The following is a 20,807-nucleotide window of genomic DNA, read 5'->3' as shown; positions in this document are numbered from 1 at the left end:
AAAAAAGGAGCTGCTCGCGCTTTCCCTGCAATGGCTGGCGGCATTTTTCATATCAAGTTCAACAACCACTGCGCTGCGGCCCGCCGACCATGGCGGCGGTGGCGTGCCACGTGCCCTCAGCCGCCACGCTGTCGTCCGCGTCCGTGGCGGAGCCCGCCCTGTCGGGCAACCCGAACGCGACACGCACCGCGGGATGCTGCTGCAACTCCGCCGCGCAGCGGTGCACCAGCGCGTCGCCACGCGCTACCGCCGCGCCGGGCGGGTGGTAGCGCGCCACGATGCGGCCCGGCGATGCGGCCATCACCAGCACCTCGTCCGCCAGCCGAACGGCTTCCATCAGGTCGTGGGTAATCAGCAGCACGGCCATGCCGGTGTGTGCCTGCCGGGCCAGCAGCAACTGGTGCAACTGGCTACGCAAGCCCACATCCAGCGCGGCAAAGGGCTCGTCCATCAGCAGCAGCGCGGGTGCCAGTACCAGCGCGCGCGCCAGCGCCGCGCGGCTTTGCATGCCGCCCGACAACTCGGCCGGGTATTGCGTCAGCGCCGCAACCGGCAGGCCCAGGGCCTGCGCCATCTCGGCGGCCTGGCGGTGGCGCTCGGCACGCGCGGCCCCTCGGGCCTTCAGGCCCAGTGCGATGTTGTCGCGGGTGGTCATCCACGGCAGCAGCCGCGGCTGCTGGAACATCACCGCGGTGGGCTGCAGGGGCTGTTCGATGCGGCCCTGCTGCGACGCCAGCAAGCCGGCGCACAAGTGCAGCAGCGTGGTCTTGCCGCAGCCCGAGGGGCCCACCAACGCAACGATGCGCCCTGGTGGCACCTGCAAATCGATGCCTTGCAACACCATCGCCGGCCCGTAGGCGTGGTGCAGCGCCTCAATCTGCAGGCCGCTCATGTGCCCGCTCCCCGCCAACGCTCCAGCTCGCGCTTGACGGGCTCCAGCAGCGCGTACTCCAGCACCAGCAGGCTGCCCACGACGGCGCAGATCCAGGCCAGCGATGCGCCCGTGTCCAGGTGCGAGCGCGTCACCGCCAGCGCCGCGCCCACGCCGTCGCTGGTGGCCAGCAGTTCGGCCATCACGGCCACTTTCCACGACGAGCCCAGCGCCGTGATCCACGCGGGGAAGAGGTACGCCGCGACATGCGGCAGGTACAGATCGGTGAGGCGCATGCGCCAGGGCAGGCGATAGGCGCGCGCCATGTCCTTGAGGTGGTGGTCCAGCGTGCGCGTGCCCTGCAACGCGCCGATGAACACCACCGGCAGGCAGGCCACGAACACCGTGAACACCGGCGTGCCATCCCCCGCGCCGAACCACAGCATGGCCAGCACCAGCCAGGCGATGGGCGGCATGCCCAGCAGCAGCGTGACCCAGGGCCGCGCCATCATCGAGGCCGTCATCGACAGCCCCGCCAGCAGCCCCAGCGCACTGCCCACGGTCACCGCCAGCAGCAGGCCGGCAAGCGCTCGCCGCGCGGTCACGGCCAGCTCGGGCCAGGCAACGCCCGATTGCACCAGGCCCCAGAGGGTAGCGAAGGTGGTCATCGGGTCGGGCAGGATCAGCGGGCCATACAAGCCCGCGCCCAGCTCCCACAGCGCCACGAACAGCAGCAGGCTGGCAGCCGCGCCCCAGCCGCTCCAGAGGTACGCGGGAATGCCGCGCAGCCAGCGCCAGGCAAGGCCCATGTCAGCCGCCCTCCCCCGGCTCGGGCACGTAGACCATGGAGCCGTCCTTGAGCCGGTAGGCCACGCCGGCCTTGGCGCCCTCGCCCTCCCCGATCTCGCCGCTGGCGCGGTAGCGGTCGATCTTGCGGCCGTCCTTCACGATCACCTCCATGCTGGGCTGGCCGGGGTTCTTGATGACGGTGACCGATTCGCTGCCAAAGGGATTGACCGCACTGTTGGCCACCGCCAGCAGCAGCGCCGCGATGATGACCAGGAACACATCGATGAGGTTGACGACCGAGAGGATGGGGTCATCCGTCTCCGATTCGTCCAGCAGGCGCAGGCGGCTCATTGCACCCCCTCCATCGCCAGCGCGCCCACGGGGTCGTGCACGGGCGCCGGCGCGGGCGGCTGCACCGGCGCACGCTGTTCGATGAGGGCCAGGTCCACGGCATACCAGCGCCGGCGCACGTTGACCACGGCATAACTGATGGCTGCCGCCAGCAGCGCAAGGATCACCGCCGAGAACGCCACCATGAGGTTGCGCGAGACGTCGGCCAGTTGCCCGTCGGCCAGTGCCATGAGCGCAGGCCCCATGGGGATCATGGTGGCCACCAGGCCCAGCATGGGCGCCACGCGGGTGGCAATGCGGGCGAACTCCAGCCGCTTCGTGGCCAGCGCCTCCAGGTCGATCAGCGAAAGCGCCGGATTGCGCGCCCGCGCGGCGGCCAGTTCAAACCCGCCGGGCTGGCCCCGGTGGCGCTGCCACGCCTGCCATGCGAAGGCCCCCAGCGCATAGAACGCATGCACGAACAGCAGCGCGATGGCGATGAGCACGGGATAGAGGAAAAGCTGGCTGGCGACGTACATCGCCGATTCGATCGGATTGGTCATGGTGTATCGAGGTTCAATGGGATGGAACAAGGGCGCGCCGGCGCTGGCGCAGGGCGCCCGCCGCGGTGATGCCCGCAAGCAGCAGCCCCAGCGCGGCCGTGGCCAGCGTAGGTCGGGGGGGCTGCACCGGCTCCACGGGTGCCAGGCGCATGCCCGTTACCGTGGGCGGTGGCGGCACGGGTTCGGGGGCCGGTTCGGGCGGAGCCTGCGGCTCAGGCATCGTCGCCGCTTGCGGGGCCACGGATGGCGTTGCCGTGGGACGCGCGGCGCGCGCAGGCGACTGCAGGCCGAAGCCCATCGCGGCGGCCTGCGGCGCCCCCTCGGCAACGAAGGACGCAAAGCGCGCGTTGTCGCTGCGCACGTCGAAGCGCCGCGACAGGTCGCGCCAGCGGCTCTTGAGCGTCTGCAGCGTTTGCGCATCGGCCTGCCAGTAGCCCTGGCGCGCGGCCTCCAGCATGCGCTCGATGGTCTGCGCCAAGGCGTGCGGGTTGTGCTGCTCGAACCACGCATCCAGGCCCAGGCGGTGCTTGTCGCGCACGTAGACGTCGGCCATCTCCTGCCACTGGTCGTCGCGCACGATCTCACGCGCCACGGCCGTCCAGCCCCAAAAATTGTTGGTGGCGTCCAGCACCTGCAGCGTGCCCGCGTAGCCTTCCTTCATCAGGCCCTGGATGTAGCCGGGGTGGAACTGGCGCGTCGCCAGCTCCTTGGCGAGAAACTGCGCCGCGCCTTCCACGCGCCCGCTGCCCGGCCCGCGCAGATTGCTGATGAGCAGCTGCGGAGCCTTGCCGTCGAGGTGGCGCACGGCCAGCGCAATGCCGCCCAGGTACTGGAACGGGTCGTCGGTGGTCAGCATGCCGTAGGTGTTGGAGCTGCGCGAGAGCACGGCGGCCTGCGTGCCGCGCAGGTGCTCGGCATAGAGGTTGCCCGTCTCGTCCTTGCTGCCGCGTTGCGCGGCAGGCAGGCTGCCCCACTCGGACTCGTCGGGCCCGTAGGCGTACTGCATGCGCGAGAGATAGAGCTGCGCGAGCTTGCGGTCGCCCTCGGCCTTGCCCTGCCAGGTGTCGGTGGCCAGCACCGCATCGTCCAGCCCCGTGCCGTAGCGGCCCGACTCGGAAGAGAAGATGCGTGTCTGGCCCGCGCGCAGCGCCGCGCCCTCCGCCATGCCGCGCGCGAGCTGCTGCATTGCGTTGGGGAAATGGTCGCGGTACAGGCCGGTGGCCGACAGCACCACATCCACCCGCGCACGGGCGAGCTGCTTGCGCGGCACCAGCCGCACGCCGGTGACGCGCCCGCCCTGGTCCCACACCGGCTCCACCCCCATGAGCCACAGCGCCTGCGCCTCCAGCATGCCCTGGTGGCGCATGGTTTCCACCGACCAGAGCGAGAAGGTGACCTTGGTGGGCGCGGTGCCGCCATGCTGTTCGCGGTACGCGGCAATGAGCTGCTCGGCGGCCTGCTTGCCGGCCTCCCAGGCCTGCGGAGTAGGCACGCGCGAAGGGTCGAAGCCATACAGGTTGCGGCCCGTCGGGTAAGCGTCGGGGTTCTTGAGCGGATCGCCGCCGTAGGACGTGGGCAGGTGCCGCCCCGCCAGCACGGCGAGCAGCGCCGGCAGTTCGTTCTGCGCGCCGATGGCCTGCCACCACTGCCGCGCCTGGGTCATGTGGTGTCGCAGCGGCGCGGGCAGCGCGTCGTCGGCTTCGCCCTCCAGCAGATGGCGCGCCAGCAGGCGGTAGGGCACGGTCTGCGCCATGCGCTCGTAGTCGCCCACCAGGGCTTCGTCGATGTCCTCGGCCGGTGTGCCCGCATGGCGCGCGGCAGCCTCCCAGTAGGGGCGGCCCAGCATCAGCAGCACGGTGCCCAGGCGGTGCGCGTCGGCCGGCGCGGTGCCCAGCGTGTGCAGGCCCAGGGGCTGGGCGGTCTCCGCCAGTTCGTGCAGGTGCGCATGCAACTGGTTGACGAAGCCCGCGAAGTCGGCGCGCGCCTGCGCGGCGGTGAGGCCCATGTCGGCCACGATGCGCTGCTTCTCGGCGCCCGCCAGCAGATCGGCGGCGATGCGCTCCTTCACCGCACCCTCGTCCTGCGCCACCCAGGCGTGCAGCAGGTCGTGCAGCGCGGTGAGCTGCGCATGCAGCCCCGCGGGCTGAAACGGCGGCGTCTGGTGGCTCACGATCACCGCGCGCCCGCGCCGGCGCGCCTGCTGCGCCTCGCCGATGTTGTCGGCGATGTAGGGGTAGGCCACGGGCACGTCGCCCACGGCCAGCATGCCGGGGTCGGTCACGGCCAGGCCGCGCTCCTTGCCCGGCAGCCATTCCTGGCTGCCGTGCGTGCCGAAGTGCACGAAGGCATCGCCCGCGTTCCGCCGCGCCCACAGGTACACGGCCAGGTAGTGGTGGGAAGGCCAGGCGCTGGTGGAGTGGTAGAGCGACTTCTCCTTGTCTGCCCACTTTTCGCCGCGCGGCGGCTGCGGCAGCAGCGCCACTTTGCCCAGCATGAGGCGCGGGATGACGAAGAACGCCTGGCCGCCTTCGCGCACCACCATCGACGAGTCCTCGGGTGCGCCCCAGCTCTTGTGCAGCGCATTGCGCGTGGCCGCGGGCAGCGTGGCGAGCCAGGCGCGGTATTCCTGCATCGGCAGGCGGTCGGCCAGACCATCGCGCAGCAAGGGCGCCAGCATGCCGTCACGGTAGGCGGGCGCGAGCAGGCGCTGCAACTGCGCGATCAGCGGCTGCTCGTCCGCGGCCTGGGTGTCGTAGCCCGCCCCACGCAGCCCGGCCAGCGTGGCCTGCAGGCTGCGCGGCACGTTGAGGAACGAGGCCGACAGGTTCTTCTCCCCCGGCGGGTAATTCCAGAAGAACACGGCGATGCGCTTGTCGGCGTTCGCCTTGCGCTGCAGCGCCACCAGGTTGATCGCCTTGCCGACGACGGCGGCGGCCTGCGCGGCGATGGGCACGACCTGCTCGTCCCCCGCGCGCGTGGCGGCGGCCACCTGGATGTCCACCACGCCCGCGTACTCGGCCTGGGCCAGGTAGAAGGGCACATCCATGAGGGCCACGCCCTGCGGGCTGGCGGCCCACTGGGCCTCGTCGCCCCGCCGGTAGGGCATGGCCTGCAGCACGGGCATGCCCAGCCGCGTGAACTCGGCGCGCCGCTCGTCGGCGTTCAGCATGATCTGCGTGTTGATGAGCACGTCGGCCAGCACCGGCGTGCCCGCGCCGCCGGGCTGCAGCACGCGCGTGACGCCGCCCGGGTCGAGCATGGGCGTGTAGAACGCCAGCGCCGTGGCGCCGGCGGCTTCGATGCGCGCGATGAGGTCGTCGATGAATGCCGTCTGCATCGAGGCGATGTACTGCTGGTGCAGGGCGATGGCGACCACGGGGCGGCGCTGGCCGTCCGTGGGGTCGACGCCCTGCGTGCGCAGGTAGGCGGCGGGGTCGGCCGTCACCAGGCCCGGCGTGCGCGGGTGGTAGATGCCGGTCTTGGGGAACACCACGGGCGCCGGCGCCGCCCCCAGCGCGTCGCGCCCCTGCAACTGTGCGGCCAGCGTGGCGAAGAACCCCTCGAAGTTCTGGCGCCCGCCGCTGGCGTAGTAGCGCACGAGCCGCTGCGCCACGGCCTCGGGCAGGCTGCCGCCCCAGGCGGGACGCGCGTCGTACAGCCAGGCATGCGGCACTGCCAGGGCGGGCAGCGCGCGCGTGAGCCGCGCGCGCACCTCGTCCTGCAGGTAGCTGTCGAAGAACACCGCGTCATGCCCGCGCCACAGCCCGCCGTCCACGTCGGCGGGCAGGCTGCCCAGGAAGCGCACCTCCACGGTCAGCCCGTGCGGGCGCGCGATCTCGGCCAGCTGGTGGAACTTGCCAGCCGGTACGTTGCCCGTGGCAATGAACAGCACCGATGCCGCCTGCGCCGCGCCCGCCAGCAGCAGCATCAGGCCCATCAACCATTTTTTAACCAAATCGACCTCCAGCCCTTGTTTATCAAGCGCAAGCAGCTATCAAAACAATACCGCCCGCGCAAAGCGTTCAGAAATCCAGCCGCGCACTCACGAAGACGCGGCGGCCCTGTTCGGCATAGCCGAACGCGGGGGACTTCTCCGCCAGGCGCAGATCGCCCAGGTTCTCCAGGCCGGCGCGCAGGTTCAGCCGCTGGTGCGCGCCCAGCGCCCAGGCGCGCCCCACGCTCGCGTTCCACAGCGTGTAAGCGGGCAGGCGCTGGCCGGAACTGGTCTGGCGGCCCGTGTACTCGGCGCCCAGCTGCGCGTCCCAGCCCGCCACGCGCCATGCCAGGCGCGAGGCCACGCTGGTGTCGGGCCGGTCGGACAGGCGCTCGCCCGTGGCCTTGTCACGGGTGCGCAGCAGCGTGGCGTCCATGCTCCAGCGCAGCGCGTCGGTGATGGCCCAGGTGAAGCCGGCCTCCAGGCCCTGGATGCGCGCCGCGTCCACGTTGTCGTAGAGGTAGGTGCGGCGCGTGCCCACCTGCTGGATCAGGCTGTAGGTGATGAGCTGCTTGACCTCGGTATGGAACGCGGTGGCGCGCAGCGACCAAGCGGGGCTGACCTGCCAGTCGGCCCCGATCTCGAAGGAGTTGGAGGTCTCCGGCTGGATGTCGGCGTTGCCCCGGAAGGTGTGCGGCCCCTCGGCGCCCACGTAGTTCGGCGAGATCTGCTTGAGCGTGGGCGCCTTGAAGGCGTGTCCCAGGCCGCCCTTGACCACCAGCGCGGGGCTGGCTTCCCACACCAGGTAGGCGCGGGGGCTCAGCTCGGAGCCGAAGATGCCGTGGTGGTCCGCGCGCAGGCCCAGCGTGGCCAGCAGGTTCGTGCCCAGCGCGAACTCGTCCTGCACGAACAGGGCCTTGTGCGACACGTCGTCGCGGCCGTTCAGCAGGCCGGAATTCACCAGCTCTTCATTGCGCCACTCGCCGCCCACGGTGACCTGGTGGCCACCCCAGCGGGTGGTGGCGTGGCCGTCCACCACATCGTCCGTCATGTCCTGCGCCCGCGTGGGGCTGACGCCGTTGGTGCGGCTGTTGCGCACGCTGATCTCGCTGCGGTAGGCGCGTGCCTGCGCCTTCCAGGCGCCTATCTCGCCCTTCCACCCCACGTGCGTCTGGCGGCGGTCGAGGTCATAGCGGTTGGCATAGGGGCGCGCGCCGCTCACATCGTCGTAAAAGCGCCGTTCCTCGCCATCGGTCACGCCGGCCTCCAGCCGGTGGCCGGGCGCCAGGTCCAGCTCGGCGTTCAGCCCCAGGCTGCGCGGCTTGCGGCCCTCGATCTCGCTGTAGCGCGGGTCCTCGCGCTGCGCCACGGCGTCGCGGTGGGCGTACTCGGCATTCACCGACAGGCGCAGCCGGTCGTTCAGTGGGCCCGCCGCAAACAGCGAGGCGCCCCCTTCGGCCGCGGCCTCGCCGCCGGCGGGGAAGGCGGCGTTGAAGCCCAGCGAGCCGATCCAGCGGTCGCCCGGCTTGCGCGTGATGATGTTGACCACGCCGCCCAGCGCCTCGGACCCGTACAGCGCCGACATCGGCCCGCGGATGATTTCCACACGCTCGATGGCCGACACCGGCAGCCAGCCGTACTGGTAGTCGGAATGGCCGATCACGTCGTCGCTCGCGCTGATGCGCCGCCCGTCGATGAGCGTGAGCGTGTGCTTGCCCTCCAGCCCGCGCAGCGCGAGCGTCTTGCGCCCGCCCACCTGGCGCCCGCTGAAGGTGATGCCCGGCGCGCCGCGCACGGCGTCCAGCAGGTCGGCCGCGTTGCGCTCGGCGAGGTCCTGCGCGGTGATCACGGTGACGCTGGCGGGCGCCGTGCGGGCGTCCTGCTCGGTCAGTGTGGCGGTCACGGTGACGGGCGCCAGGGCGGTGGCGGCCGGGGCCTCGGCCGCGGCCTGGGCACGCGCGGCGCCCGACAGGCACAGCAAGGCGGCCAGGGCCAGCGGATGGCGACGGCAAAGGGTCACATGGATCAAGTGGTGTGGCATGAACGTCCTGAGGAAAGACCGCAGTGGCTGGACGCTGGCGCCGCATTGCTGGCGTGGGGCTGGGCGGGAGAGTGGAAGAAACCGGAGTCGGGCAGCCGCCCGCCCAGCAGCGCGGGGTCGCGCGCGAGCAGTTGCTGGAAGAAGAAGTCGACCTCGGCGCGCGCCCGCTGCGCCGGGACTGCGTCCAGCTGGCTGGTGGCCAGCGCGTCGGCCACGGCGTCGGGGGTCAGCAGGTCGATGCGTGCGGCCACCATGCGGCCGCACTCCTGGGGATGGGCACGGCACCAGGCGACGGAGCGCGCATAGGCTGCGTCCACGGCCGCGAGCGCGGCGCCTTGCCCGCGCAGGGCGCCCACGGCGGCAATGCCCGCCTGCGGGATGCGCGGCGCGCGCTGGAACACACGGCCCCATTCCTGCTGCAGGTCGGCGCCGCGGTGCAGCGCGGGCGCCACCAGCCCGAGGGGAAAGGACTGCGTCTTGCGCAGCGCCAGGGACACGGCGGGCTCCGACAGCAGCGCATGGCGCACCCGGCGTGTGATGAGCAACTGCATGGCTTCCATGGGCGTGGGCACGTAGCGCACGCGGAAGTCGCGCCGCACGTCCAGCCCCTGCCGGGCTGTAAGCAGTTGCAGCATCAGATCCGGCATGTCGCCGCGGAAAGGCACGGCGATTTCCTCGCCGCGAAAATCCGCCACCGTGCGCCGCGCGCCATCACGCGTGACGATCCACAGCGCGCCCCAGGTGGAGATGCTCAGCAGCGTGACGCCCGCGCCACGGTTGTAGAGGTTGGCCGCCACGTTGCTGGGCATGGCCAGCACATCCGCCTTGCGGCCCAAGGCCATCACGCGCAGCTGGTCGGGGTCGCGCCAGGGGGTGAACTCCACACGCTCGGCCACGCCCGCCAGCGCCTGAGTCTCGGCCATGTGGATCAGGGGCGCCGAGACGATGGCAGGCGGCCCGGCCAGCACCAGGCGGGCCAGCGGCGCGGCGGGTGCGGCAGGCACCGTGGGAGCCGCCGCACCCCATGCCGGCAACCCGGCCAGCGCGAGCGCACCCGAGGTCTGCAGCAGGCGGCGGCGGCCCTGGTCAACGGACTGCACAGGGTTCGTCAGCATCGCATCACCCTCAGAACTGGTAGCTCACGCCCGCCGCCACGTTGCGGCCCAGGCCCGGCAGGTAGCCCGGCTGCGCGGCCGTGGCGTGGTTGCGAATGGCATAGCTGCTGGCGTAGCGCCGGTCGGTGAGGTTGTCGGCCTGCAGGTAGGACGTCCAGGGGCCGCTCTTCCATTCCAGCTTGAAGCCCAGCAGCGCGTAGGCGTCCTGCTCGCTGCCGGCGGTGTTGGCGTGGTCGGTGGGCGTGTCGGTGGGCATCCAGCGCAGGCTGGGACCCATGCGCCAGACACCCGCACCCGTGGCGACGCGCCACAGCACCTCGGCATTGATCAGGTGGCGCGGCACGCCGGCGATGCGGTTGCCGGCGTAGATGCCGTCTTTGAAGCGGAAGTCGCTGTACGTCCAGGAGCCACGCCAGTCGAGTGCGCCCATGCCCAGCGGCCAACTCCCCGACAGCCCTGCCTCCACGCCCTGGTGGCGCGTGCCGCCGGCGTAGTTGTAGGTGCCCACCTTGATGCCGTTGGCATCGGTGGTGCTCATGAGTTCGCCGGCCACCTGGCTGCGGTACACGGCGGCCGTCCAGTGCAGCGCACGGGCACCCTCGCCCCAGCGGCCTTGCCCGCCGACCTCGAAGGTGGTGGCGCGCTGCAGGTCCAGTCGCACCAGCTCGCTGCTGGCCGCCGCGGGCGCGTTGGGCGCCACGGTGGCGGAGACGATCTCCCAGAATGTGGGCGCCTCCTGGCTGCGGCTCAAGTTGGCCCACCAGCGCACGGCCGGGGTGGGCGTCCAGTTCACCCCCACCTTGGGCGTGGAAAAGCTCCACTGCTGTTGCAGCGTGCGGCCGTCCAGGCGGCTGGCGGCGTCGCGTGTCTGGTGGCTCCAGCCCCACTGACCGACCAGCGTCCATGCCGGCGCCAGGCGCCAGTCGGCCGCCAGCAGCGCCTGCAGGTTGTCGGCCGTGAGGTCATAGGCGCCAAAGCGCTGCAGCGCTGCCCCGTTCACGGGGCTGGTGGCATCCAGATCGCGGTCCATGCGGCTGCGCGACCAGCCCAGCGCCGCGCGCCAGGCCAGGGGACCGGCCGTCTGCCCGCTGGCCTGCCACTGCGCACCTGCAGTGCGGCTGCGGGTGATGGTGTAGCTGGTCTGGTTGTTGAACAGGTCGTCCGTGTCCTGCCAGTAGATGCCCAGCTCCTGGCGCAGCGCATCGTCACCCCAGCGCGAGCGGTTGGCCAGGCGCAGCTGCGTGGCTTCACGGCGCGGGTCGCGGCGGTAGACGTTGAGCAGCTGGTCCTGCGGCGTGGCGCCGTCGCCCATCACACCGCGCGGCTGGGTGCGCACGCGGTCCTTGGGCACGACGGTGGGGATGTCGAAGTCCAGATCGGTCCACGACAGGTAGGTGCGGTTCTCGAACCCGCCGGCGGCCTGGAACCCCACGTTGGCATGCAGCGCATCGCGCTGCGACGCCGAATGGTGGCGGTAGCCGTCGTAGCGGTCGCCGCTCACGCTGATGCGCCCATCCCACTGCGCGCCCTGCAGGCCGACCGCGCCATGCAGCGCCTGGCGGCCAAAGCTGCCCACCTCGGTGCGCACGCGGCCCCGCTCGTCGGCGCCCGTGAGCGACTGGAAGTCCAGCTCTCCCCCGAGCGTGGTCGCGCCCGGCGTGAGCGTGTTGGCGCCGCGGCGCACGCTGACCAACGCGGCATTGCGCGGCTCCACCAGGCCGATGATGAAGGAGCCATCGGCGTCGTTCAGCGGCAGTCCATCCTGCAGCAGCAGCACGCCGCGGTTCAGCGGGTTGCTCTGGATGCCCGACCCGCGTATGGACAGGCGCGGCTGGTCCGTGGCACCAAAGAAGTCTTGGATCACGATGCCCGGCTGGTAGTCCAGGGCGTCGCGCAGCGTGGCCAGGCGCGTCTCCTGCTGCGGAGTGGCCAGGTTGGAGCCGCCGGGAACGCGGTCCAGGCGCTGCTGCTCCGCCGCCACGGAGGGGCGCAGCGGCGCGGCCGCTTCGGCATCGCCCTCGGCACGCACGGTCACCGTGGGCAGTTGCGCCGGAGCAGGCTCGGCCGCCATCGCCAGCGGGCACAGCAGCGCCAGGGCGGGGGCCGTCGTGCGGGTCCATGCACGAAGACTGGAGCGAAGGGAAGGAAGGTGGTGCGGCGGCATGAAAGTGAGAGAATTTGAAATAAATGCGATTCATTCGTATTCTCAAAGCATGCCACCACATAACCGGAATATGAAATGACTTTTATCAACGCGACCCCGGCCGGCGCGGCGGACGCGCAACAGAGCGGCTTCAGAGAGGCGAGCAGCCTGTTGGGCACGAACGCGCTGCTGCAGGGCTTGCCGGCGCCGGCATTGCAGGATCTGGCCCAGCATGCCCTCGCGCGCACGCACTCTGATGGGGAAACGCTGTTCCACGAAGGCGAAGCCGCCTGCCACTGCCTGCTGGTGGCGCAGGGTGCCGTGGAAGTGCTGCGCTATGACGCCACGGGCGAGGAGCGCATGCTGCACTGTTTCACCCCCGGACAGTGGGTGGCGGAGGCGGCCATGTTCATGCCGCACGGGCTCTATCCGATGACGGCGCGCGCGCAAGGCGCCACGCGGGTCTGGCGCATTCCCCGGCAGGCGTTGCGCACGGCGTGCGAGCGCCACCCGCTGCTGGCGCTGCGGCTGCTGGAATCGCTGAGCCTGCGCCTGTACCACTGCGTGAACGAGGTGGACTGGCTCACCAGCAGCAATGCGCAGCAGCGCCTAGCCGCCTACCTGGTGGCGCGGTGCAGCGAGGGCGGCGAGCCGGTCGAGCTGCCCACCAGCCAGCGGCACCTGGCGGCGCGCCTGGGCATCCGCGCCGAGACGCTGAACCGCCTGCTTGCCCAGTGGCAGGCCAAAGGCTGGATCCGCGGCGAACGGCGTACATGGCGCCTGTGCAATGCGCACCAGCTGCGTCAACTCGCCGCGCCCGCCACGCGCACGTTCTGACGCCCTGGCCACAGGGCCGCAACTCGCGTGGCTGGCGGCTGGCCGGAGCGCCCTCACCCACCGATAATGCGCCCACCATGCACATCCTGCGCAACGCCCGTCACCTGGCACGCCTGTTGTTGGCGTGCTTTGCCGTGTCGCTGGGCGTGGCGACGGCAGCGCCCTTCGTGCAGGCAGGCCATTTAGAGCGCGTCTGCACTGCCTCGGGCGAGGAGCGCTGGGTTGCCGCCGGCGGCAACAGCGCGGTGGGCACCAACGATGCCTCCCACCCCGCGCATGCGCTGGACTGCGCCCTGTGCCTGCCGCCCCTGCTGCCCGCTCTGGATGCACCCCCGTGGCGCGGCCTGCAGCAGCTCCCGCATGTCCCATCTGCGGATGTGGTGCGCCAGACCCATGTACCGGCGCTCAGCCGCGCGCCTTTCCCGCCGCGCGCCCCGCCGGCGGCGCCACTCGCCCTCGCACCGTTTTGAAAACGGCGGGCACGGGCCACCGTGCACCCGCACTCTTCTCGCATACCACGGCAGCGCTGCCCGCCTGCCCCATCGTTTATTCAAGGATTTTTCATGTTCTCCCAATCGCTCGTCTCCCGCATCGCCATCGCCGCCACCCTGCTCGTGGCCGGCGCAGCCCACGCCCAGGTCACCGTGCAGGACGCCTGGGTGCGCGCCACGGTGCCGCAGCAGAAGGCCACCGGCGCCTTCATGCGCCTGACGGCCGCGCAGGATGCCCGCCTGGTCAGCGCCAGCAGCCCGGTGGCCGGCGTCACCGAAGTCCATGAAATGAAGCTCGTGGACAACGTGATGAAGATGCGCCCGCTGCCCGCGCTGGATCTGCCAGCCGGCCAAGCCGTGGAACTCAAGCCCGGCGGCTACCACATCATGCTGCTGGACCTGAAGCAGCCCGTCGCCCAAGGCTCGACCGTGCCCCTGACGCTGGTTTTCGAAGCCAAGGACGGCCAACGCACGACACAGGAGTTGCAGGCGCCCGTGCGCGCTGTCAGCGCCACGGCCGCGCCGGCCATGGGCCATGGCAAGCCGCACGGCGGCCATTGAGGCTCATCCAGTACGGCCGAAGGCTTTTTAGACCTCTAGCGCTTGCGCAGCAAGCGCTGACAGCTATCAATAGCATAGCTTCCACACGCACCCATCGCGGGCGCGGACGAGGGGGTTGGCCGATAATGCGGCGCTTTGCACGGCGCCTGCGTTGCGCGCCCTCCCCCGATTTCCCACACCATGCACTCTGACGCGGAACACCTGTGGCGCGCGCCGCGCTGGGCACTGGCCATCCTACTGGCTCTGCTGGGCATGGTGGGGCCGTTCGCCATCGACACGTACCTGCCCGCCTTCCCCGCCATCGCGGGCGCGCTGCAGGCCACACCGGTGCAGATGCAGCAGACGCTGTCGGCCTACCTGTTCGCGTTCGCCTTCATGACGTTGTTCCATGGCTCCCTGTCCGACAGCTTCGGGCGTCGGCCCGTGGTGCTGTGGGGCCTGGCCGTTTTCACGCTCGCTTCCCTGGGCTGCGCACTGTCGCAGAGCATCGGACAGTTGGTAGCGTTCCGGGCGCTGCAGGGCCTGTCGGCCGGCGCAGGCATCGTGGTGTCGCGCGCCGTGATCCGCGACATGTTCCCGCCCACGCAGGCGCAGCGCGTCATGGCGCAGGTGACGATTTTCTTCGGCGTGGCGCCGGCCATCGCGCCCATCGTAGGCGGCTGGCTGTCGGTGCACCTGGGCTGGCACAGCGTGTTCTGGTTTTTGACGGGCGTGGGAGTGCTGCTGTGGGTGGCCAACTGGCGCCTGCTGCCCGAGTCGCTGCCCGCGCACAAGCGCCAGCCGATCCACATGGGCCACCTGCTGCGCGGCTATTGGGAATTGGGCACCAGCCCACGCTTCATCCTGCTGGCGCTGGCCAGCGGCGTGCCGTTCAACGGCATGTTCCTCTACGTGCTGTCGGCCCCGGCCTTCCTGGGCGAGTTGCTGGGCCTGGGGCCCACGGAGTTCTTCTGGTTCTTCGTGATCAACATCGCCGGCATCATGGGCGGCGCCTGGGCCAGCGGCCGGCTGGCCGGTCGCATCCCGCCCAAGCGCCAGATCCGCCACGGCTTCGTGATCATGCTGACGATGGCGCTGCTCAACCTGGGCGCCAACCTGGCGCTGGCGCCGCATGTGTCGTGGGCGCTGTGGCCCATCGGCATTTTCTCGTTCGGCTGGGCCCTGATGGTGCCCGTGGTCACGCTGCTGGTGCTGGACCTGTGCCCGCAGCGCCGGGGCATGGCCTCGTCGATGCAGGCGTTCGTGGGCGCCACGGCCAACGGCCTGGTGGCGGGCGTAGTGGCGCCGCTGGTCATGCATTCGGCCCTGGCGCTGGCGGCGGCCTCACTGCTGCTGATGCTGGTGGGGCTGGTGTCCTGGATCTACCTGCACCACCGCTGGCCAGACATCGGCCGCCACACCATGCACGTGGGCTGAGAGCGGCGCGCGGCCCCGTGTGCCGCGGCGACCGGCGCCCCTGGCGCCGCAGTCGTGCAGCTTCTGCATCTACTCGCCGGGCCGGGTCGGTGCACCCACCAACTCGCCCCTCAAGCCGCAACAGCCTGCCCTCCGAGAGGTCCACGGCCCCGGCCCGGACGAACGGGTTGTTGATCTCCTGCGCGGCCCCGGTGCGCTTCGCGGGGAGTTGGCACACAATAAAAAAGCCAGCCCTGGACGAGAGGGCTGGCTTGTCATGGGATCCGCGCTGCCGGCTTAGCGGTCGTTGCGCGCCGGGCGCTTGCCGGCGCCGTGGGGTACGAACGGCTTGCCCGCGCCCTGCGGCTTGGCAAACGCGGGCTTGCGGCCAAAGTCTGCGCGGGGTGCTGCAGCGTCACCGCGGCCACCACCATGGCGGCCGGCGTCGCCAAACCGGGAGGCTTCGCCAAACCCGCTCTTGCGGCCATAGCCTTCACCGTCGCGGCGGCCGCCGAAGCTGTTGCCACGATCGCCACCGCGCGGTGCGCCATAGCCCTCGCCAGAGCGAGGGGCTGCGCCGCGCGGGCCGCGGTCGGCAAAGCCGCCACGGTCATTGAAGCCGCCACGGTCGCCGAAGCTGCCACGGTCGCCGAAGCTGCCACGTGGGTCACGGTCGCCATAGCCACCACGATCACCAAAGCCGCGCTCGCTGCCGCCGCGGCCAAAGCGCTGCTCGCGCGGGCCACGGTGACCATCACGCCCGCCACGACCGCCGAAGTCGGCACGGCCACCTTGCGGGAAGCGCTGGGTAGGCTCCAGGCCCGCGACCACCTCGGCCTTGAACTGCTGGCGGCTGTAGCCCTCGATGTCGAAGATCTTGCGGCGGTCGCGGAACTCGGCAAAGGTCACGGCCAAACCGTCGCGGCCGGCGCGGCCCGTACGGCCGATGCGGTGCGTGTAGTCCTCGGCCTTCATGGGCAGGCCGAAGTTGAAGACGTGGGTGATGGTCGGCACGTCGATGCCGCGCGCGGCCACGTCGGTCGCCACCAGGATCTGCACCTGGCCATTGCGCAGCGCCATCAGGCGGCGGTTGCGCAGGCCTTGGCTCAGGGCGCCGTGCAAAGCCACGGCACTGAAACCTTCCTGCTGCAGGTCATTGGCCAGACCATCGCACTCCACCTGGGTGCTGGCGAACACGATGGCCTGGTCGATGGAGGCATCGCGCAGCCAGTGGTCCAGCAGCTTGCGCTTGTGCTGCGCGTTGTCGGCCCAGTACAGCATCTGCTTGATGTTGGCGTGCTTTTCCTGCGGCGTGTCGATCTGGATCTTCTTCACCGACGCGCCGTTGTCGTGCATCACCCGCATGGCGAGCTGCTGGATGCGCGGCGCGAAGGTGGCGCTGAACATCATGGTCTGCTTGCGCTGGGCGGTGAGCTGGTTGATCTCGGCCAGGTCGTCGGAGAAGCCCAGATCCAGCATGCGGTCGGCCTCATCGACCACCAGGAACTGCACCTGGTCCAGCTTGATCTGCTGCGAACGCTGCAGGTCCAGCAGGCGGCCCGGCGTCGCCACCACCAGGTTGGCATTCTGCAGCTTGGCGATCTGCAACTGGTAGGGCATCCCACCCACCACGTTGGCGATGCGCAGGCCCTTGCAGTGCTTGACCAGATCGATGGCATCGTGCGCCACCTGTTGCGCCAGTTCGCGCGTGGGGCACAGCACCAGCGCACCGGGCGTCGCCGCCTTGAAGTTGCGCGCCTGCGTGGGGTTCTTGCGCTTGGGGCGCTTTGGGGGGGCCTCGCCACGCGCGGCCGCCTCGGCGGCGGCGCGCTCGAAGGCGGCGCGCTCGGCGACTTCGGCCTCGGCCTGTTGGCGGATCAGCGTGTGCAGCACGGGCAGCAGGAAGGCCGCAGTCTTGCCGCTGCCAGTCTGGCTGGAGACCATCAGATCGATGAAGCTCGCGTCATCGCCCGAGCCCATGGCCAAGGGAATCGCGCGAGTCTGCACCTGCGTGGGCTCGGTGTAGCCGAGGTCGGCCACAGCCTGCACCAGTTCGGGCGCAAGGCCCAGTTCGATGAAGCCGGCGGGCAGAGCGGGCGCGGCGGTGGTAGGAGAAACAGGCGCCTCAATCGAAGCGGCCATAGGGGATTGGGCAGGCGCGATCTCGCCCTGCACGTGCATGGTGTCTGTCATGTCGTATGTATGAAGCGCGCGGGTGCAACCCGCGGCGGCTTCGTCAGTGGTTCATCAAAACATCAACCATCCAACGAAACCTGCACCAGCAGTGAGAGCTGGGCGGGTGGGTCATTGACGCAGGCACTGGAACGCTGGAAACCGTTCAAGGCCCGCAACCCATTGTGAGAAGGGAGATGCGCAAGGGCTGCGCGATGCGGCCAAACCTTCAGTCGGGTTTGGGGGTCGTTTTCACGCAAGCCTGCGATTGTCGCACGATTCGGGTTTTCCCGCAAACGGGGATCAAACGGCCAGCAGATGCGTGCGGTAGTGCAGTAGTTCGTCGATGGATTCGTGCACATCGGCCAGGGCCGTGTGGCGCTGCGCCTTCTTGAACGAGCTGTAGGCCTCAGGCTTCCAGCGCTTGGCCAGCTCCTTCAGCGTGCTCACGTCCACATTGCGGTAGTGGAAGAACGCCTCCAGCTTGGGCATGTACTTCACCAGGAAGCGCCGGTCCTGCCCAATGCTGTTGCCGCACATCGGCACCACGCCCTTGGGTACATAGCGCGACAGGAAGGCGAGCAGCTCGCGCTCGGCATCGGCCTCGGTGATCGTGGAGGCCCGCACCTTGTCGATGAGGCCGCTGCGGCCATGCGTGCCCTTGTTCCAGGCGTCCATGCCGTCCAGCACCGCGTCCGCCTGGTGGATGGCGAAGACCGGCCCTTCGACGCGCAGCGTGAGGTCGGCACTGGTGACGACCACGGCGATCTCCAGCAGGCGTTCGGTTTCGGGGTTGAGGCCGCTCATTTCACAGTCCAGCCAGACGAGGTTCTGGTCGGATTTGGCAAGCGCGGGAGCAGTAGGGTTGGCAGTGTCAGACATGCCGGGAATTGTCGCCGATGGCCTAAACTCGCGCGCAGATGCAGCCTCCTTCCGCCTCCCTCCTCTCGCCATCCCACCTGACCACACTGGTGTTCGCCGGACTGCTGCTCGCAGGCCTTGCCTTGCGCCTGTGGCTGGCCACACGCCAGATCCGCCACGTGGCGCAGCACCGCGGCGCCGTGCCCACGGCCTTCGCCCACCGCATTCCGCTCGCCGCGCACCAGAAGGCGGCCGACTACACCATTGTCAAGGCGCGCTTCGGCCTGCTGGAAATGGCGCTGGCTACCGCCGTGGTGCTGGGCTGGACGCTGCTGGGTGGGCTGGATGCGCTGAACCAGGCGCTGCTGTCCTGGCTGGGCGGTGGCATGCTGCAGCAATTGGCGCTGCTGGCCTGCTTCGTGCTCATCGGGGGTGCCATCGACCTGCCCGTCGCGCTGTACCAGACCTTCGTGATCGAGCAGCGCTTCGGCTTCAACCAGATGACCCCGCGCCTGTGGCTGGCCGACCTGCTCAAGTCCACGCTGCTGGGCGCGGTGATCGGCCTACCGATCGCGGCGCTGATCCTGTGGCTCATGGGCGCCGCCGGACCGCTGTGGTGGCTGTGGGCCTGGGGCACGTGGATGGGCTTCAATCTGCTGCTGATGGTGGTCTTCCCGCTGTTCATCGCGCCGCTGTTCAACAAGTTCCAGCCGCTGGAGGACGAATCGCTCAAGGCGCGCGTCACCGCGCTGATGCAGCGCTGCGGCTTCGCAGCCAAGGGCCTGTTCGTGATGGACGGCAGCCGCCGCAGCGCGCACGCCAACGCCTATTTCACCGGCGTGGGCAAGGCCAAGCGCGTGGTGTTCTACGACACGCTGCTCAAACAGCTGTCGCCCGGCGAAGTGGAAGCCGTGCTCGCGCACGAACTCGGCCACTTCAAGCACAAGCACATCACGCGGCGCCTGGTCGGCATGTTCGCCATCAGCCTAGCGGGCTTTGCGTTGCTGGGCTGGCTGTCCACGCGCGCGTGGTTCTACACGGGCCTGGGCGTGCAACCCAACCTGATGCTGCCGGGCGTGCCCGGCGCCGCGCCCAACGACGCGCTGGCGCTGCTGCTGTTCCTACTTGCAGCGCCCGTGTTCACGCTGTTCGTCACGCCCGTACTGGCGCAGCTCTCGCGGCGCCATGAGTTCCAGGCCGATGCCTACGCTGCGGCCCAGAGCAGCGGCGACGACCTGGCGACCGCCCTGCTCAAGCTCTACGAAGACAACGCCTCCACGCTCACGCCCGATCCGGTGTTTGCGAAGTTCTACTACTCCCACCCTCCCGCCACGGAGCGCCTGGCGCGTCTGCCCGTGGCCTTGCAGCCATGAATTCGATGTTCCCCAAGAAAGACTGGTCCACACAAACCAGGCGCGCGCTCACAGCTACTGAAATAGTAGCAAAACTGGTCGATCTGCCGGGCTGGCAACTGTCCGGCGACGGCGCCGATGTCGCCATCGAGAAGACCTACCGCTTCGCCAATTACCACGAGACCATGGCCTTCGTGAATGCCGTGGCCTTCATTGCCCATGCGCAGGACCACCACCCGGATCTGTCGGTGCACTACGGCCGCTGCGTGGTGCGCCTGAATACGCATGATGTGGCCGGCATTTCGGCGACCGACATCGATTGCGCGACGCGCATCGATGCACTGCTCGCACCCTGAGCCCATGGCCCAAGCCCCTGCGCGCCTTGAAGGCCTGGTGGTCGCCAGCCACGGCCGCCATTGCGTGGTGGAGAGCGCGGGCGGCGAGCGCCGCATCTGCCATCCGCGCGGCAAGAAGAGCCAGGCCGTGGTGGGCGACCGCGTGCTGTGGCAGCCCGCCGCGCCCGGCCAGGGCCGCGGCCATGGCGACGAGGGCACCATCGAAAAGGTGCTGGAGCGGCGCAACCTGCTGTACCGCCAGGACGAGGTGCGCACCAAGTCGTTCGCCGCCAACCTGGACCAGGTGCTGATCCTGATCGCGGCCGAGCCTGTGTTCTCCGAAAGCCAACTCGCGCGCGCTCTCATCGCCGCAGAAGCGGCGCGCATCACGCCGTTGATCGCGCTCAACAAGAGCGACCTGGTCGAGCCGTTCGCGCGCGCCTGGGAGCGCCTGTGGCCCTACCGCCATATGGGGGGCGAGCAGGACACGCAGCACCACTACCGCGTGCTGCCGCTGTCACTCAGCGAATCGGGGGCGGTGGACCGCGACATGCTGATGCACCTGCTGGCCGGCAAGACCACGCTGGTGCTGGGCCCCTCGGGCGCCGGCAAGAGCACGCTGGTCAACCTGCTGGTGCCCGGCGCCTCGGCGCAGACGGGCGAGATCTCGCAGGCCCTCAATTCGGGCCGCCACACCACCACCACCACCACGCTGTACTGGATCGACCCGCAGCGCACCACGGCGCTCATCGATTCGCCCGGCTTTCAGGAATTTGGATTGCGCCACCTCGCGCCCACCGACCTGGCGCGCTACATGCCCGACATCGCAGCCCATGCCGAGGGTTGTCGCTTCTACAACTGCACCCACCTGCACGAGCCCGGGTGCGCGGTGCAGGCCCAGGTGCGCGACGAACAAGACGCGCAGGCCATCAGCCCCCAGCGCTACCGCATCTATGGCGAGTTGTTTGCGGAGTTGAGCGAGAGCCCCTACTGAGTTTGAAGCGAAAAGTGGCTTTC

At 69.9% G+C, this 20,807-nt stretch carries 17 protein-coding genes; 7 read left to right on the top strand and 10 right to left on the bottom strand.

Translation table 11 applies throughout. The annotated features are described in order from the left end of the window. Nucleotides 1-58 precede the first annotated feature (58 nt). The 8 genes from MRB47_RS05815 to MRB47_RS05780 form a co-directional block, all read right to left on the bottom strand. Nucleotides 59-892, bottom strand: coding sequence for an ATP-binding cassette domain-containing protein (locus MRB47_RS05815; RefSeq protein WP_252102167.1), 834 nt, complete (start codon nucleotides 890-892; stop codon nucleotides 59-61). Further along, nucleotides 889-1,680, bottom strand: a complete 792-nt coding sequence (locus tag MRB47_RS05810) for an ABC transporter permease (RefSeq protein WP_252102166.1) — start codon at nucleotides 1,678-1,680, stop codon at nucleotides 889-891. The genes MRB47_RS05815 and MRB47_RS05810 overlap by 4 nt, the downstream gene beginning before the upstream one ends. A 1-nt stretch (nucleotide 1,681) precedes the next feature. Further along, a complete protein-coding gene (locus MRB47_RS05805; RefSeq protein WP_252102165.1) occupies nucleotides 1,682-2,011 on the bottom strand; it encodes a DUF2149 domain-containing protein in 330 nt (109 codons plus the stop codon). Next, entirely contained in the window at nucleotides 2,008-2,553 is a 546-nt protein-coding gene (locus MRB47_RS05800; protein WP_252102164.1) for a MotA/TolQ/ExbB proton channel family protein, read from the bottom strand. Before MRB47_RS05800 ends, MRB47_RS05805 begins: the two co-directional genes overlap by 4 nt. Before the next feature lie 13 nt (nucleotides 2,554-2,566). Continuing rightward, nucleotides 2,567-6,490 carry a cobaltochelatase subunit CobN gene (locus tag MRB47_RS05795; protein ID WP_252102163.1) on the bottom strand — a complete coding sequence of 1,308 codons (3,924 nt, stop codon included), beginning with the start codon at nucleotides 6,488-6,490 and terminating at the stop codon, nucleotides 2,567-2,569. An 85-nt stretch (nucleotides 6,491-6,575) separates the two neighbouring features. After that, nucleotides 6,576-8,528, bottom strand: a complete 1,953-nt coding sequence (locus MRB47_RS05790; protein WP_252102162.1) for a TonB-dependent receptor plug domain-containing protein — start codon at nucleotides 8,526-8,528, stop codon at nucleotides 6,576-6,578. Next, nucleotides 8,513-9,643, bottom strand: coding sequence for an ABC transporter substrate-binding protein (locus tag MRB47_RS05785; RefSeq protein WP_252102161.1), 1,131 nt, complete (start codon nucleotides 9,641-9,643; stop codon nucleotides 8,513-8,515). The genes MRB47_RS05790 and MRB47_RS05785 overlap by 16 nt, the downstream gene beginning before the upstream one ends. Before the next feature lie 10 nt (nucleotides 9,644-9,653). Beyond that, nucleotides 9,654-11,807: a TonB-dependent receptor family protein gene (locus MRB47_RS05780; protein ID WP_252102160.1), complete on the bottom strand. Its 2,154-nt coding sequence runs from the start codon at nucleotides 11,805-11,807 to the stop codon at nucleotides 9,654-9,656. Nucleotides 11,808-11,882: 75 nt separating this feature from the next. Between MRB47_RS05780 and MRB47_RS05775 the strand changes: the two genes are divergently transcribed. The 4 genes from MRB47_RS05775 to MRB47_RS05760 all read left to right on the top strand — a co-directional run bounded on the left by MRB47_RS05775 (nucleotide 11,883) and on the right by MRB47_RS05760 (nucleotide 15,091). Next, complete coding sequence (locus tag MRB47_RS05775) at nucleotides 11,883-12,623, top strand: Crp/Fnr family transcriptional regulator (protein ID WP_252102159.1); 741 nt, start codon at nucleotides 11,883-11,885, stop codon at nucleotides 12,621-12,623. Between the two features lie 77 nt (nucleotides 12,624-12,700). Next, nucleotides 12,701-13,093: a DUF2946 family protein gene (locus MRB47_RS05770; RefSeq protein ID WP_252102158.1), complete on the top strand. Its 393-nt coding sequence runs from the start codon at nucleotides 12,701-12,703 to the stop codon at nucleotides 13,091-13,093. Nucleotides 13,094-13,186: 93 nt separating this feature from the next. Then, entirely contained in the window at nucleotides 13,187-13,675 is a 489-nt protein-coding gene (locus MRB47_RS05765; protein WP_123675851.1) for a copper chaperone PCu(A)C, read from the top strand. A gap of 180 nt (nucleotides 13,676-13,855) precedes the next feature. Further along, a complete protein-coding gene (locus MRB47_RS05760) occupies nucleotides 13,856-15,091 on the top strand; it encodes a multidrug effflux MFS transporter (RefSeq protein WP_252102157.1) in 1,236 nt (411 codons plus the stop codon). Between the two features lie 276 nt (nucleotides 15,092-15,367). Here the strand turns inward: MRB47_RS05760 and MRB47_RS05755 are convergent, their stop codons facing one another. Together MRB47_RS05755 and orn are read right to left on the bottom strand one after the other, a co-directional pair. Beyond that, nucleotides 15,368-17,263 carry a DEAD/DEAH box helicase gene (locus MRB47_RS05755; RefSeq protein WP_252102156.1) on the bottom strand — a complete coding sequence of 632 codons (1,896 nt, stop codon included), beginning with the start codon at nucleotides 17,261-17,263 and terminating at the stop codon, nucleotides 15,368-15,370. A gap of 282 nt (nucleotides 17,264-17,545) precedes the next feature. Beyond that, nucleotides 17,546-18,124 (bottom strand): oligoribonuclease, encoded by a 579-nt coding sequence (gene orn, locus MRB47_RS05750; protein WP_088886186.1) that lies wholly within the window; start codon nucleotides 18,122-18,124, stop codon nucleotides 17,546-17,548. Nucleotides 18,125-18,162: 38 nt separating this feature from the next. On the opposite strand from orn, the gene MRB47_RS05745 reads away from it, so the two are divergent. The 3 genes from MRB47_RS05745 to rsgA are packed head-to-tail and all read left to right on the top strand — an operon-like array spanning nucleotide 18,163 to nucleotide 20,784. Then, entirely contained in the window at nucleotides 18,163-19,476 is a 1,314-nt protein-coding gene (locus MRB47_RS05745) for a M48 family metallopeptidase (RefSeq protein WP_252102155.1), read from the top strand. Beyond that, on the top strand, nucleotides 19,473-19,811 hold the full coding sequence (locus MRB47_RS05740; protein ID WP_088886185.1) for a 4a-hydroxytetrahydrobiopterin dehydratase: 339 nt from the start codon (nucleotides 19,473-19,475) through the stop codon (nucleotides 19,809-19,811). Before MRB47_RS05745 ends, MRB47_RS05740 begins: the two co-directional genes overlap by 4 nt. A 4-nt stretch (nucleotides 19,812-19,815) precedes the next feature. After that, nucleotides 19,816-20,784, top strand: coding sequence for a ribosome small subunit-dependent GTPase A (gene rsgA, locus MRB47_RS05735; protein ID WP_041838880.1), 969 nt, complete (start codon nucleotides 19,816-19,818; stop codon nucleotides 20,782-20,784). The last annotated feature ends 23 nt before the right edge of the window (nucleotides 20,785-20,807 follow it).

The organism is Diaphorobacter sp. LI3 (genome assembly GCF_022807955.1).
Lineage (GTDB): Bacteria > Pseudomonadota > Gammaproteobacteria > Burkholderiales > Burkholderiaceae_C > Diaphorobacter > Diaphorobacter nitroreducens.
The sequence above is the reverse complement of the archived record's forward strand: the minus strand, read 5'-3'. Positions and strand labels throughout refer to the sequence as shown.

Excerpts from the sequence above, each read along its gene's own strand:
- MRB47_RS05815 (WP_252102167.1), bottom strand. The coding sequence starts at position 892 with ATGAGCGGCCTGCAGATTGAGGCGCTGCACCACGCCTACGGGCCGGCG.
- MRB47_RS05810 (WP_252102166.1), bottom strand. The coding sequence starts at position 1,680 with ATGGGCCTTGCCTGGCGCTGGCTGCGCGGCATTCCCGCGTACCTCTGG.
- MRB47_RS05805 (WP_252102165.1), bottom strand. The coding sequence starts at position 2,011 with ATGAGCCGCCTGCGCCTGCTGGACGAATCGGAGACGGATGACCCCATC.
- MRB47_RS05800 (WP_252102164.1), bottom strand. The coding sequence starts at position 2,553 with ATGACCAATCCGATCGAATCGGCGATGTACGTCGCCAGCCAGCTTTTC.
- MRB47_RS05795 (WP_252102163.1), bottom strand. The coding sequence starts at position 6,490 with ATGGGCCTGATGCTGCTGCTGGCGGGCGCGGCGCAGGCGGCATCGGTG.
- MRB47_RS05790 (WP_252102162.1), bottom strand. The coding sequence starts at position 8,528 with ATGCCACACCACTTGATCCATGTGACCCTTTGCCGTCGCCATCCGCTG.
- MRB47_RS05785 (WP_252102161.1), bottom strand. The coding sequence starts at position 9,643 with ATGCTGACGAACCCTGTGCAGTCCGTTGACCAGGGCCGCCGCCGCCTG.
- MRB47_RS05780 (WP_252102160.1), bottom strand. The coding sequence starts at position 11,807 with ATGCCGCCGCACCACCTTCCTTCCCTTCGCTCCAGTCTTCGTGCATGG.
- MRB47_RS05775 (WP_252102159.1), top strand. The coding sequence starts at position 11,883 with ATGACTTTTATCAACGCGACCCCGGCCGGCGCGGCGGACGCGCAACAG.
- MRB47_RS05770 (WP_252102158.1), top strand. The coding sequence starts at position 12,701 with ATGCACATCCTGCGCAACGCCCGTCACCTGGCACGCCTGTTGTTGGCG.
- MRB47_RS05765 (WP_123675851.1), top strand. The coding sequence starts at position 13,187 with ATGTTCTCCCAATCGCTCGTCTCCCGCATCGCCATCGCCGCCACCCTG.
- MRB47_RS05760 (WP_252102157.1), top strand. The coding sequence starts at position 13,856 with ATGCACTCTGACGCGGAACACCTGTGGCGCGCGCCGCGCTGGGCACTG.
- MRB47_RS05755 (WP_252102156.1), bottom strand. The coding sequence starts at position 17,263 with ATGACAGACACCATGCACGTGCAGGGCGAGATCGCGCCTGCCCAATCC.
- orn (WP_088886186.1), bottom strand. The coding sequence starts at position 18,124 with ATGTCTGACACTGCCAACCCTACTGCTCCCGCGCTTGCCAAATCCGAC.
- MRB47_RS05745 (WP_252102155.1), top strand. The coding sequence starts at position 18,163 with ATGCAGCCTCCTTCCGCCTCCCTCCTCTCGCCATCCCACCTGACCACA.
- MRB47_RS05740 (WP_088886185.1), top strand. The coding sequence starts at position 19,473 with ATGAATTCGATGTTCCCCAAGAAAGACTGGTCCACACAAACCAGGCGC.
- rsgA (WP_041838880.1), top strand. The coding sequence starts at position 19,816 with ATGGCCCAAGCCCCTGCGCGCCTTGAAGGCCTGGTGGTCGCCAGCCAC.